Origin of the sequence: Shewanella psychrophila (assembly GCF_002005305.1) — a bacterium.
Classification (GTDB): domain Bacteria; phylum Pseudomonadota; class Gammaproteobacteria; order Enterobacterales; family Shewanellaceae; genus Shewanella; species Shewanella psychrophila.
This window is the reverse complement of record NZ_CP014782.1, coordinates 3,814,779-3,827,874: the sequence shown is the minus strand read 5'-3', so window position 1 is coordinate 3,827,874 and position 13,096 is coordinate 3,814,779. Positions and strand designations below refer to the sequence as shown.

Here is a 13,096-nt window from a genome sequence, read left to right as displayed (position 1 = left end):
CTCGGTTACAGGAGGTGACAGCTCTAAGGTGAAATACCAAAAAGGGGGCTTCTCCATTTTGCAAAATTTAGCAGCTATGTCTATAGATGTCGGCTGAATTAAAGAATAATTAATTATTTATGCCTGTACGTATTGGTCTCGATCACCTAGCCAACGTTGCACTATGCTATCGACATTTTCCGGGACCTGCTCCATGATATGTATGGCTAGTTTTTGAATATGGGGGATAAGTGCCTGATCTCGAACCAAATCGGCAATTTTCATATCGGCAATGCCAGTCTGCTTGGTTCCTAACACTTCACCCGGGCCCCTTATCTCCAGATCCTTCTGGGCTATGATGAAGCCATCGTTGCTGTTCCTGAGTACCCCCAATCGCTTGGTTGCTGTCGGTGACAAAGGAGCCTTGTACATGAGTACGCAGTGACTGGCGATGGCGCCTCGACCGACCCGCCCCCTGAGTTGATGTAGTTGAGCCAGACCTAAACGTTCCGGATTTTCTATGATCATCAGGCTGGCATTGGGAACATCAACCCCCACTTCTATGACTGTGGTGGCTACCAGTAGGTTCAATTCGCCTGACTTGAACTCGGCCATGATGGCCTGTTTTTCGGTGGACTTCATACGTCCATGAACCAGACCTATCTTGAGCTCAGGCAGTGCCAATGTCAGTTCTGCGGCGGTATCTTCTGCCGCCTGGCATTCTAGTGCTTCAGACTCTTCGATCAAGGTGCAAACCCAGTAGGTCTGCCTGCTATCATGAGTGGTAGCATGGCGGACTCGTTCTATGACTTCATTGCGCCTCATATCGGCAACAGCTACGGTCGTCACCGGGGTTCGTCCTGGGGGAAGTTCATCGATCACTGAGGTATCGAGGTCGGCATAGGCTGTCATGGCTAAGGTGCGCGGAATCGGCGTTGCAGTCATGATCAACTGATGGGGGTGAAAGCCCTGGCTGATGCCTTTCTCTCTGAGTTCAAGTCGCTGGTGTACGCCAAATCTATGCTGTTCATCGATAATTATCAGGGCGAGATTATTAAAGATCACTTGCTCTTGAAAAATCGCATGGGTGCCGATAACGATATTCGCCTCCCCAGACTCAATATCCTGCAAAGATTGTGCTCTGGCTTTGCCTTTAAGTTTACCGGCTAGCCAGCCGACTTTTAGCCCGAGGGGCTCAAACCAGAGGGCGAAGTTCTCGGCATGTTGCTCGGCTAACAATTCTGTTGGGGCCATCATAGCTACCTGATAGCCATTTTCTATGGCCTGCAATGCTGCTAAGGCCGCCACTAATGTCTTCCCGGAGCCAACATCACCCTGAACCAGACGCATCATAGGTGAACTCTTTTCGAGATCGCTGCAGATTTCAACGCCGACTCTTTGCTGCGCTCCTGTGGGGTTAAATGGCAGTGCTTTCAGGAAGGGATTGAGTAGCTTACCCGTTGCGGCCAGGCTCACAGCATTATCTCGATTGCTGCGTTGGCGCAATTTGAGCATGCTCAGGTTATGGGCTAGGAGCTCCTCTTGGATCAAGCGTTGTTGTGCCGGGTGGTGACCTTGCTCCAGATCGAACAGGGAAACCTGATTATTGGGCCTATGTAATAGCTGTAAGGCTGCTTTGAGACTCAGATTACTCGGTTGAAGCTGAGGCGGGAGTAATTCCTGTAAGCCACCCTCGTCGAGCATGGTCAAGGCTTGATCTGTCAGCTTTATCCAACTGGCCTGTTTTAATCCTTCAGTAGTTGGGTACACAGGCGTCAAGGTATCACTCATAACGAGATCGCTATCTCCATGAATGAGTTTATATTCGGGGTGAATGATCTCTGATTGATGCTTACCGCGCCTAATTTCACCGTAGGCCCTGATACTTGTACCATTGGCTAAGCCATTTTTCTGTGCCACCGAAAAATTAAAAAATCTAAGGGTTAAGTAACCTGTTTCATCTCTAACTGTACAGGTCATCATGCGCTTACGCCCTTGAATGATCTGACTGGAGTGAATCACGGCTTCTATGGTGCCATAACTGCCTGGATAGAGTGAGGCTATGGGATAAATTTGAGTGCGATCTTCATACCTTAGTGGCAAGTGGAATAGTAGATCTTGTACCGTATTTATGCCGAGCTTAGCTAAGCGTTCGGCCATCTTCTTGGCAACACCCTTAAGATCTGTGACAGGAACAAGATCGAGTCTCTTCAAGCCAAATACCCATTTTATCAATTGAATGTTATCTGAGCGAAACACTCAAGCACTGTATTTATATACATATACTATCAGATAAATGCATGATGGCAACGTTAGGGCTGATTTTACCCTTTACAACCAGCCTTTTTGTCTTGCAATGCGGGCTGCATCGATTCTATTGCTTGCGTTAAGTTTGCCGATCGCTTCCGAGAGGTAATTGCGTACCGTGCCCTCGGCGATGAAGAGATTAGTGGCTATTTCGGCCGTTGTTTTCCCCTCTCCGGCTAAACGAAGTGCACGACGCTCCTTGTCATTGAGAGGATCAATCTCATCACCTATGGCCATGACAGCAAGCTCAGGATCGATAACCCGTTTACCTGCCATCACTTGTTTTATTGCATGAATAAGGCTGTCAGAGGGGGCATCTTTGAGCAAGAAGCCTCCGGCACCAGATTCGATGGCGCGTTTGATATAACCAGCTCTGCCGAAGGTGGTGAGAATAATGACCTTGGTGGGAGAGTCTTGCCTTTGACACCATTTAGCCAGTTCAAGCCCGGTTAATCCCGGCATTTCAATATCAGTTAGCAGAAGATCATAGCGGTTGGCTTTGAGTAGAGATAGGGCTTCATTTCCGTCACAAGCCTGAGTGATTTCAAATTCACCATCTAAGCTTAAAAGTGCAGCCAGTGCGCCTCTGATCATTGCCTGATCTTCTGCCAATAAAATTTTCATCCCCGAGTGACTCCTTATGATATTTTCTGAGGTGGAAGCGTGATGGTGAATCGACATTGCTGATTAATCATATAATCAAGCTTACCCTGGAAGCCTTTTAATCGTTCTCTTATGCCCTTCAAACCATTGCCTTCAATAATTTTCGCTGTTTTACCGTTATCAGTGATGCTTATGGTGAGTTCATCAGCTGAAGTGCTAAAAGTAAGGCTGCAATGATCGGCCTGACTATGTCGGATCACATTATTGCAGAGCTCAGTAAGGCTTAAAATAACTTGAGTTTCAAGTTTAGGATTGAGCTGGGGAATATCTCCTTCCAGACTCACACTCAAACCTTTGTCTCGCAAAGTCTGGCAGAGGTGCATCACGCTGGAACTCAAGCCTTTATGTTTGTAGCCCGAGACAGTTTGCCGTACCTGACTCAAGCTGTCTCGGGCTATTTCGTTTAGTTCTCTTAGTTGCAGCTTGGCTTGCTCAATCTGGTTTTTGTCTAAGAGCTTTGCGGCTAACTCTGCCTTCAAGGAGATGCTGGATAGATTGTGACCCATAATGTCATGGAGATCTCTTGCGATACGCTCTCGCTCCAACATGGTGGCCAACTGACTTATTTCAGCCTTACTCTTTTGTGCACGACAATGAGCTTCGACACGCTTTCGCTCGGCGACGCCGAATAAGCCCACTCCGGCGATTAGCAGTCCACCGTAAGTGATAAAGTTATAATGATTCATTTCCAGTATAAAAGTGATCGCAGCAAGCAGTGAGACAAAGCCTATCAGACTGATAAAAGCCGTTCTCAGTGAATAGTTGAAACCAATGAAGAAGCCGGCGAATGTAAATAGAGAAAGGGATCCGGTATTGATCGGAGTAATTGCGATGCCCAGAGCTATCATGGCCAAAATGGGATAGATTGCTTTCTTTTTCGGGCTGCGATATGCCCAAAAATAACAATAAATGAAGGGGAGCAGGGTTATTAGGCTTATGACTATTTGCCATATAGGCTTGCTACCTATGAACAGAGGGATCAAATAGAAAATTAGGTTTATCAGGTAAACCCAGGCGAGCTTATCTTCGAGTGAACGCTTCTCTGAATCGACGATAGTATTAAGATTATTCATAACTCTTTCCTTTGAGATAAGGCCGCTCGGCTCATCACTAAGCAGCTTTATTTGGGTTACTGACTTGCATCCTTGTCTTGCTCGAGTAAGAAGTGAGCCCAGCCGTAATCAGGCTGTATATTAACCGCTTCGTGCCAATCGTCTATCGCACCTTGTCTATCTCCATTACTCTGTTTTGCCAGCCCTCGCCATGTATACGCCTCGGCGAGGCCCCAACAGATGTTATCGCAAGGATTCGCAAATAGATCAATAGCCTTGCTGCTTAAGCTAATAGCATTTTCTATGCTGCCACCATAGGCTGGCGGTGTATTAAAGGCCGATATCGCTTCGATGAGCATGACTCTAGGGTTATTGGGCTCTAGTGTTTGAGCTTGGGAAAGTGTTAAGCCAAATTTAGTACCATAGACACTGGCTTTTAATGGGTTAAAGCCTATCTGCATGCCGTAAACGGATGCAAGTAGTGCAAGGTTTTCAGCATTGGATGAAACTTGATTTAATGCTTCAAGATCTGTTTGAGCACTGTTTAATGCTGCACTAGCAACTACTGGTTGGCCGAGTATGTTGGCGCTGATAGCGAGGCGGTAATTTGCATATGCTTGAACATAATCTTGGCTTTGCTGACTTAAGGTGTGTAGCTGTTCTAGATTCATCCTGTTAGCAGCCGCATCGATCTGTTCGATATCGGTGGCCATAACCATTTGGCTACAGAGTGCCAATATGCCGCTAAGGCTGTTTAATCGTAAAATAGTTTTCATGGTGATCTCCTTGAGAATGAATAAAGTCCCTGTATTGGTACAGGACTAGTATCAAAGAGATCGGAAGAAATTTGCAGACACAAAGGTCATAAGATCATGATGACATTTGTCACCATGATCTTATTTACTGAGTGTAGATTAGCTGAATATTAAGCTGAGGCCTGAACGACCAGATAGCCGATATAGCTGAGATAAGAGGTTAACAGTATTGCGCCTTCGCGGCGGCCTATCCTGAATCCCGTCCAGGCGAATGGCAGCACAAGCAGGGATAGAGCTAACATGACGATAAAGTCGAAGTTCTGAATACCGGCGGCGGCAATAGGATGAACTAGGGCGGTTACACCTAAGATGCCTAGAATATTAAACAAGTTAGAGCCGACTATGTTGCCTATGGCTATGTCACTCTCTCCTTTGCGTGCAGCCACAATTGAAGTGACTAGCTCAGGCATGCTGGTACCTATGGCGACTATGGTTAAGCCAATAATGACTTCGCTAATTCCAAATGTCTTGGCGAGATCTACGGCGCCATCGACGAATAATATTCCGCCGCCGACGAGCATGGCGATCCCTATGATAATAAACAACACAGAAAGCATAGGTTTTTGAGGGCTATCATCAATCTCTTCGCTGTCACCACCGTTACGTGAGCTGATATAGCTGAAGCTGAGGTAGCCCACTAATAAGCTGGTTAGTAGGGCACCATCCCAGAAGCTAAGATCGCCATCGAGCAGTAAGCCCCAGAAGAGCATGGAGGCGGCGATCATGATGGGGATATCACGCTTGACCATCTGGGATTTTACTTGAATTGGACGTATAAGGGCGGTTATTGCCAGGATGAGCCCTATGTTGGCGATGTTCGAACCTATGACGTTGCCCAGCGCTATGCCGCTGTTGCCAGCCAAGGCAGATTTTAAACTTACGGCTAGTTCGGGAGCGCTGGTACCGAAGGCGACTATGGTCAGGCCGATAATCAGAGGGGTAATGCCTAATCTGAGGGCGATGGCGCTAGCGCCTCGTACTAAAGCTTCGGCACCTAAGGTGAGGATCACGAAGCCACCTATGATATATAGAGCGATTAACATCTTAGTTCTAATTATCCTGTTGTAAATTTTCGATTAGCTAGCTTAAAGTTTTTTCACCATAAGGCAAACATTAACGTCATATTATGTCATTAATGTTTTTATACGTTACAGTTTAGGGTGGTTAAACATAATAAAGCACGCTTAGTGCGTGCTTTATTAGTATCTTTTATATGTAGTGAAAATGGTGAGAGCTAGTCTATTTCATCTTCCCAACGTATCTTGCCGCCACGTATGCCGTCGATCTTGTCAGTGAATCTTTTTTCCAGCACATGACGTTTAATTTTCAGTGTCGGAGTCAGTACATCATTATCGACATCCCAAGCGTCCTTGACGACTATGATGGCATCAACTGTTTCATGGGATTCAAGGTTGGGGTTGATGCTATCTAGCGTTGCCTTTAGTGAGCTACGAACCTCTTCTCTTGGCTGCAGGTAAGCGCCTTCAGATAGTTGCACCAAAGCAATGGGGTGGGGGAGCCCTGAACCGATGACACACAGTAGCTCAATATGAGGATCTTGTGCCAATTTACGCTCGATGGGTACGGGGGCAACATACTTACCTTTCGAAGTCTTAAAGTTATCCTTGACCCTACCGGTTATTGATACGCAACCATCGCCGTCGATGGAGCAGAGGTCTCCGGTGAGGAAGTAGCCTTCTTCATCGAATGAGGTGGCGCTCAGCTCATCTTGCTTATAGTAACCTGTCATCAAGCCCGGGCTTTTTACCAAGAGCTCACCGCTGTCGGTTTGCTTGATTAGGCAACCTTCGACGGCGCGGCCGACTGTGCCTATTTTACTGGCATCGAATGGATAGTTGATGATGGAGTAGGCACTGTTTTCTGTCATGCCCCAAGCTTCACTGATATTGAGGCCTATGCTGTGATACCACTGAATAAGTGAAGGGGGAATTGGCGCGGAGCCCGATCCCAGCAGGCGACAATGCTCCAAACCTAGGCCTGAATGGATCTTCTTCTTAATGATGCCGTTGATGATAGGCAATTTCAGCAGGAAGTTCAGCTTACTGTTGCCGATCTTGCCGATAATATTTTGCTGGAATAGGCTCCAGAGTCTGGGGACGGAGAAAAATACCGTTGGCCTGGCACGTTGAACATCGGTAACGAAGCTATCCAGGCTCTCGACGAAGGCAACACTGCTACCAGAGTAGAAAGAAGAGCCTTCCATTGCCACGCGCTCAGTAATGTGGGCAAGAGGCAGGTAAGAGATTAATCTGTCGTTGACACCAGTTTTAAGATCCCTTACCACAGCCTTACAAGTCCAGGCATAGCTGGCGAAAGTCTGAATGGCACCCTTAGGCTTGCCTGTGGAGCCTGAAGTGTAGATCAGTGTCATTATTTGCTCTGGGGTGGCAAAAGGGGCATCGAGTAAGGGCTCACCAAGTTGCAGTAAGCTTTCCCATTTGTATTGAGCTGGCATAGTGTCGTAGGGCATGGCCATTCTTAAGAGATCGCCGCCAACTCCGGCTTCTTGATCGGCCCAATAATCTAGCTTACCGATAATAATGGCCTTGGCTTCACTGTGCTCCAACACGTAACGTATGGTATCCGCGTTGGCCGTTGGGTAAATGGGCACACTAATATAGCCGCCATGCATCAGGGCAAGATCGGTAATAAACCATTCGGCACAGTTTTTAGAGAGCACGGCGACTTTATCGCCAGGCTTTAGACCCAAATGTCTCATCGCGCCGGCAAGCTGCTGCATTTTTTGTTGTACTTCACGCCAACTAAAATCTTGGTACTGACCATTGATCGGTTGTCTCAGGTAGGTCGAGTCACCTAGGGTGTCGACCCAATGGTCGAGCATCTCTACAGGTGTTTTGATCTGTGATTCCATCGGCAACTCCATACATGTGATTATTAATTCCATTCGAATCGGCAAACTTTTGTTTTTATAAGGCTTGTGTTTGCTGTCGGTATTAATTTGAGTATGGCGAAAATTGTGATCTATGACAAACAGTTTGAATAAGTGTGAGATAAATATATACAAATCAGTGCAAGTCTTCGAATGAAGGCTGATTACATTTTTGCTTGTTTCATTCGGCTGGTTTTATATTTGGAAGTGGGTTTGAAGGTCGACCCTTCATTGCAATCTACCGCCTGGCCGGCGAGGCATGTGTACTTTTTTATGTTGAACTCAGCATTAAAGATATGATAGACATGCATAACTTTGCCCATGCCTAATATCCCCTTATTCAAAATAGAAGTATCACCACGAAGCGCTACGCTTCCACGGAGAACACGGAGGTAAAGATTGAGGTATTCAAAAACTTTAGCTGTTGCCTTTCTCCGTGCCCTCCTTGGTGAATCGCTTTTGTTTAGTTTTTTAATATCTTTTGAGTTAGGGCGAGTACTCTCGCTCACTAATGTACAAATATGAGTTACGAGTCAAAAACGCTTAAATCGAAGAGAGGAATAACCCGATGTAGATGCGGCAGTGGGTTTCCAAAACAGGGCCGAAAATGTTCCCTACATTTTTCGGCATTTCCACCATCCGTGGCGGTCAGATGTTTTGGTAGAGCCCACAGGGACTGTGCTTGCGGCGTGTTACAGAAGTGTTTGCACTTAAGCCCACGGCAGGTGCTAGGTAAACATGAAGCTATGGTACTTAGCATAGTAGCAAGTACCCATTCAGCCCAATGAACCCAACCCTAAAAGATATTTAAGCAACCTTGTTATCCGACAAGTGAGCTAGTTTTTAGTTTAGGGCAGCTCAAACAGCTGCATGAAAATCTGGTGCGCGCATTTTCTCCCACCAAATGTCGTCGGCGGCAATTTGACCTTGTTCATCAACGGCAGGATAAGGAATATTCTTGCGCTTACAGGCTTTGGCATAGATGGGGTGGCCTTGTTCAAATAGTTTTATCTGACAGTAATCATCATCTAGCTTGCGGCTGCCATACATGCCAGCGGCTTGTCGTTGGCGCTGAGCCTCATACATGATGAGTGCAGATGCTACCGAGACATTGAGTGATTGCACCATGCCTATCATGGGAATGATGATCTGCTGATCTGCTGCCGCTATTCCTTCGAGACTCACACCATCATGTTCATTGCCTAAGATAATCGCAGTGGGACGGGTATAATCGATTTCACGAAAATCGACGGCATCTTCCGAGAAGTTGGTAGCTAAGATCTGCATTCCCTGAGCGCGAAACGCCTGCTGAGCATCATCCATATGATAATGCTTAATCGTTTTCACCCATTGCTGGCTACCGGAAGCTGTATTACCCGAGACTCGCATCTCTATATCTGGCCATACCGCATGAACTTGATGAATGCCTACGGCATCAGCTGTACGGATCACGGCTGCTATATTATTGGTCTTATGAACCCTATCTAGGCAGAGAGTGAGATCTGGTTGGCGGTTATCCAACATTTCGTTGATACGTGCAAAACGTTCTGGGCTCATAGGGATCTTCTTAAACGATAAAAATACAAAAGGGCGCCGAAGCGCCCTGATAGAGAATGAACAGAGATTAAATCTCCATCACTCCATCCATCTCGACAAGTGAGTCTTTCGGTAGTTGCTTTACGCCAATAGCTGCACGAGCCGGGTAAGGCTGAGAGAAGTAAAGTTCCATTATTTCGTTGACCGTGGCGAAGTTGCTTAAATCTGTCATGAAGATATTGAGTTTCACTATATCACTCAGAGAACCGCCTGCGGCTTCACAGACAGCGGTTAAGTTTTCGAAGACCTGAACCACTTGAGCCGAAAATTCATCGCTAACCATTTGCATAGTCTCTGGATTGAGCGGGATCTGACCAGACAGATAGACAGTGCTGCCAACTTTAACAGCTTGAGAATAAGTGCCGATTGCCTGTGGTGCCTTATCGGTTGCTATGATGATTTTTTCTGCCATAACGCTCTCTCTAGTTAGTCTTGATAAGTTATTTATCGATTACGGGATGTTCTGAGTACTTCAGGTAGTACCCTGATACGTCGCATCACGTTTGCTAAATGAATTCGGTCTTTGACTGAGATCCTCAGATTGATCAGGAAGACTCTTCCATCACGCTCTTCGGTACTCAAGTTGTGAATATTGGCACCTTCGGCGGCAACAATCGAGGTGATCTTAGCCAGTGCACCTTGATGGTTCACTATCTCTACACGTAGATTTGCTTGGAACTCGACGCCTTCGGCGTTATCCCATTGCACAGGGATATATTTATCTGGTTCACCTTGATAGCCGCGGATATTGGCACAGCTTTCCATATGTACCACCAAGCCTTTTCCTGGACTTACGTGGGCAATAACAGCATCACCCGGGATGGGGCGACAACAGTTGGCGAAGGTGACTAGCATTCCCTCGGCGCCACGAATTGGCATCATGTGGGAGTCATTATGTTCCTGAGGTACTACCTTATCGCCAACTAATCTCTGAGCGATCACTATGCTCATGGCATTGCCTAGGCCAATATCGGCCAGCAATTCATCTAAGGTATTATGCTTAGTATCATTAACGACTCTATCTATCTGCGCTGGGTCGATGGAATCTAGTTTTGTGTCGCCTAATGCATGGTTGAGCAGGCGCTTACCTAAGATCACCGCATCGTCTTCGGTGAGGCTCTTGAGTATTTGACGGATCTTAGCGCGCGCCTTGCCGGTCACTACGAAGTTAAGCCAGGCTGCATTAGGTCTGGCACCTTTGGCCGTGATGATCTCGATAGTCTGCCCCGAGATCAGTGGTTGACTCAAGGGGTAGGCCTGACGGTTAACACGAGCGCCGACACAGGTGTTACCCACGTCGGTATGAACTTCATAGGCAAAATCGACTGGAGTAGCGCCAACCGGAAGTTCGAGGATGCGACCTTCAGGGGTAAATACGTAGATCTCTTCCGGGAAGAGCTCGGTCTTGAAGTTTTCAACAAATTCGAATGAGGTGCTGGCACTCTGCTGCAGTTCGAGTAGGCTCTGCATCCACTTACGGGCACGAACTTGTGTCGTTGTGCCTTGATCTGCTGAGCTGCCTTTCTTATAGATCCAGTGAGCCGCAACCCCTTTATCAGCCATCTGATCCATATCTTCGGTACGTATCTGTATTTCGACCGGTACACCGTGGGGACCAAATAACGAGGTATGTAACGACTGATAGCCATTGGCTTTTGGAATGGCAATATAATCTTTGAAACGGCCCGGGCGAGGCTTGTAAAGGCCATGCATGGCGCCCATGACTCGATAACAGGTATCTATGGAATCGACGACGATGCGAAATGCGTAGATATCCATGACTTCTTGGAATTGAAGTTCTTTACTCTGCATCTTGTTGTAGATGGAATAGAGGTTTTTCTCTCGACCTTTAACGGTACCTGGGATCTTGGTATCTTCGAGGCGAGTACGTACCGCGGCTTCAATGCTCTGGATTAACTCTTTACGGTTACCACGAGCGGCTTTCACTACTTCTTTTAATACGCGGTAGCGCATAGGGTAGTAAGCTTGGAAGCCTAAGTCTTCCAGCTCTATCTTGATATTATGAATACCGAGACGGTTGGCAATCGGTGCGTAAATTTCCAGGGTTTCCCGTGCAATACGGCGACGCTTATCGGGCCTTAAGGCTCCTAGGGTACGCATATTGTGGGTTCGATCGGCTAACTTGATTAGGATAACTCGGATATCTTGAGTCATGGCCATCATCATTTTGCGGAAGTTTTCGGCCTGAGCCTCTTTCTTGTCGCGAAATTTTAGCTTATCAAGTTTGGAGACACCTTCCACCAGTTCGGCGATGGATTCACTGAAAATCTCGGCGAGTTCATCTTTGGTTACCGGAGTATCTTCGATAGTGTCGTGCAGGAGGGCGGCCATAAGCGTCTCATGATCGAGACGCATATCGGCCAGGATGCGGGCGACCGCAACCGGGTGTGTGATATAGGGTTCACCACTTGTGCGCATTTGACCTTCATGGGCATCACGCGCCACCTGATAGGCCTGCTTGAGTAATGCTACCTGATCAGGTTCTAAATAACTTGATGCAGACTCTTTGAGACCTTCAAACAGATACAAGTGGTTGTACTCCTTATATTACGTTGTTGCGACCTTCGGCAATCGCAGCAACAGCAGCAATTTCTGCTGCTTCGCGTTCACGAACAGTTTGGCGCTCATCGGCATCCAAAGTGTCAGCAGTAACTAGACCTAATTCGATTTCGCGAAGTGCGATAACGGTAGGCTTGTCGTTCTCTTCTTCAACCATAGGGTCTTTGCCCTGCACAGCGATTTGGCGAGCACGACGCGCTGCAACCAGGATCATATCAAAACGGTTGCCGATTTGGTTTACGGCGTCTTCTACAGTTACGCGAGCCATGTGTGGAACTCCAGTGTTAGGATGAAAAAATGACGCAAAATTGTACATGATGACAGCTAGTCTGCCAACAGATCTTTAATCATATCATTTTGTGCATGAATTTGGCCAGCACCTGTTAGGCGTTGGCTGCGGATAATTGCGACTAAATCGCTTAAAGCTGTGTTGAACTCGTCATTAATGATGATGAAGTCATACTCACCATAATGAGAGATCTCTGATGCTGCTTGAGCCATACGGCCGGAAATGACTTCGCTGCTGTCCTGGCCACGACCCGTTAGGCGCTTTTCTAATTCAGCTCTAGAAGGAGGAAGAATAAATATCCCAATGGCCTCTGGCATCACTTTCTTGACCTGTTGCGCCCCTTGCCAGTCGATATCGAGAAAGACATCTATGCCATCGGTCAAGGTTTGCTCGATTACTTTTCGTGATGTGCCATAGTAATTGCCAAACACCTCGGCCCACTCGAAAAAAGCATTCTCGGCGATTAAGGCTTTAAATTCTTCGGTGGTCACGAAATGATAGTGCTGAGCATTAACCTCGCCAGGACGAGGTTTACGGGTCGTATGCGACACTGAAACCTGCTTGTCGGCAGGCTTATCTTGTAATAGTGCCGAAATGAGAGAGGATTTACCTGCGCCGCTGGGCGCCGATACGATAAATAGATTTCCGCGTGCGGTCATGAGCTAAGCATCCAAAAATTTAAAACGAAATGTGGCTCCCGAGCATCGGGAAGCCGTACATTATACGCTCGACTACATCTGCGGCGCTAGTGGCAGTTTAATCTGAATCCGTTTAACGTTTTTTGAGTAAACATGATAAGTGAAACAAATTTAATGCCCACTTTGCCCGCTTTATTCAAGCTGACACTGACTTTGAGCTATAAATTGGTTAGTCTGTATGCGGTTAAATTGATCATTTAGGGTGT

General features: G+C 46.9%; 11 protein-coding genes. All 11 read right to left on the bottom strand.

Annotation, left to right across the window (positions count from 1 at the left end; translation table 11 throughout):
• Positions 1-117: 117 nt before the first annotated feature.
• The 11 genes from recG to gmk all read right to left on the bottom strand — a co-directional run bounded on the left by recG (position 118) and on the right by gmk (position 12,851).
• The gene (gene recG / locus sps_RS16410; protein WP_077755729.1) at positions 118-2,193 is read right to left on the bottom strand and encodes an ATP-dependent DNA helicase RecG; all 2,076 of its coding nucleotides are present in this window, start codon (positions 2,191-2,193) and stop codon (positions 118-120) included.
• A 117-nt stretch (positions 2,194-2,310) separates the two neighbouring features.
• Positions 2,311-2,910: a response regulator transcription factor gene (locus sps_RS16405; protein WP_077753506.1), complete on the bottom strand. Its 600-nt coding sequence runs from the start codon at positions 2,908-2,910 to the stop codon at positions 2,311-2,313.
• A 14-nt stretch (positions 2,911-2,924) separates the two neighbouring features.
• On the bottom strand, positions 2,925-4,022 hold the full coding sequence (locus sps_RS16400; protein ID WP_077753505.1) for a sensor histidine kinase: 1,098 nt from the start codon (positions 4,020-4,022) through the stop codon (positions 2,925-2,927).
• Between the two features lie 56 nt (positions 4,023-4,078).
• Complete coding sequence (locus sps_RS16395) at positions 4,079-4,777, bottom strand: hypothetical protein (RefSeq protein WP_077753504.1); 699 nt, start codon at positions 4,775-4,777, stop codon at positions 4,079-4,081.
• A gap of 149 nt (positions 4,778-4,926) precedes the next feature.
• Entirely contained in the window at positions 4,927-5,859 is a 933-nt protein-coding gene (locus tag sps_RS16390; RefSeq protein ID WP_077753503.1) for a calcium/sodium antiporter, read from the bottom strand.
• Positions 5,860-6,050: 191 nt separating this feature from the next.
• Positions 6,051-7,709 carry an AMP-binding protein gene (locus tag sps_RS16385; RefSeq protein WP_077753502.1) on the bottom strand — a complete coding sequence of 553 codons (1,659 nt, stop codon included), beginning with the start codon at positions 7,707-7,709 and terminating at the stop codon, positions 6,051-6,053.
• A gap of 876 nt (positions 7,710-8,585) precedes the next feature.
• Positions 8,586-9,284 carry a tRNA (guanosine(18)-2'-O)-methyltransferase TrmH gene (trmH, locus tag sps_RS16375; RefSeq protein WP_077753500.1) on the bottom strand — a complete coding sequence of 233 codons (699 nt, stop codon included), beginning with the start codon at positions 9,282-9,284 and terminating at the stop codon, positions 8,586-8,588.
• A 67-nt stretch (positions 9,285-9,351) separates the two neighbouring features.
• The gene (locus sps_RS16370) at positions 9,352-9,735 is read right to left on the bottom strand and encodes a RidA family protein (RefSeq protein ID WP_077753499.1); all 384 of its coding nucleotides are present in this window, start codon (positions 9,733-9,735) and stop codon (positions 9,352-9,354) included.
• Positions 9,736-9,767: 32 nt separating this feature from the next.
• Positions 9,768-11,873, bottom strand: coding sequence for a bifunctional GTP diphosphokinase/guanosine-3',5'-bis pyrophosphate 3'-pyrophosphohydrolase (spoT, locus tag sps_RS16365; RefSeq protein WP_077753498.1), 2,106 nt, complete (start codon positions 11,871-11,873; stop codon positions 9,768-9,770).
• Between the two features lie 13 nt (positions 11,874-11,886).
• Complete coding sequence (rpoZ, locus tag sps_RS16360) at positions 11,887-12,171, bottom strand: DNA-directed RNA polymerase subunit omega (protein ID WP_012004474.1); 285 nt, start codon at positions 12,169-12,171, stop codon at positions 11,887-11,889.
• A 56-nt stretch (positions 12,172-12,227) separates the two neighbouring features.
• Positions 12,228-12,851, bottom strand: coding sequence for a guanylate kinase (gene gmk, locus sps_RS16355; RefSeq protein ID WP_077753497.1), 624 nt, complete (start codon positions 12,849-12,851; stop codon positions 12,228-12,230).
• Positions 12,852-13,096 lie beyond the last annotated feature (245 nt).

What these genes read in the sequence shown, in the direction of transcription:
- sps_RS16405 (WP_077753506.1), bottom strand. Translation starts at nt 2,910, where the DNA reads ATGAAAATTTTATTGGCAGAAGATCAGGCAATGATCAGAGGCGCACTG.
- sps_RS16400 (WP_077753505.1), bottom strand. Translation starts at nt 4,022, where the DNA reads ATGAATAATCTTAATACTATCGTCGATTCAGAGAAGCGTTCACTCGAA.
- sps_RS16395 (WP_077753504.1), bottom strand. Translation starts at nt 4,777, where the DNA reads ATGAAAACTATTTTACGATTAAACAGCCTTAGCGGCATATTGGCACTC.
- sps_RS16390 (WP_077753503.1), bottom strand. Translation starts at nt 5,859, where the DNA reads ATGTTAATCGCTCTATATATCATAGGTGGCTTCGTGATCCTCACCTTA.
- sps_RS16385 (WP_077753502.1), bottom strand. Translation starts at nt 7,709, where the DNA reads ATGGAATCACAGATCAAAACACCTGTAGAGATGCTCGACCATTGGGTC.
- trmH (WP_077753500.1), bottom strand. Translation starts at nt 9,284, where the DNA reads ATGAGCCCAGAACGTTTTGCACGTATCAACGAAATGTTGGATAACCGC.
- sps_RS16370 (WP_077753499.1), bottom strand. Translation starts at nt 9,735, where the DNA reads ATGGCAGAAAAAATCATCATAGCAACCGATAAGGCACCACAGGCAATC.
- rpoZ (WP_012004474.1), bottom strand. Translation starts at nt 12,171, where the DNA reads ATGGCTCGCGTAACTGTAGAAGACGCCGTAAACCAAATCGGCAACCGT.
- gmk (WP_077753497.1), bottom strand. Translation starts at nt 12,851, where the DNA reads ATGACCGCACGCGGAAATCTATTTATCGTATCGGCGCCCAGCGGCGCA.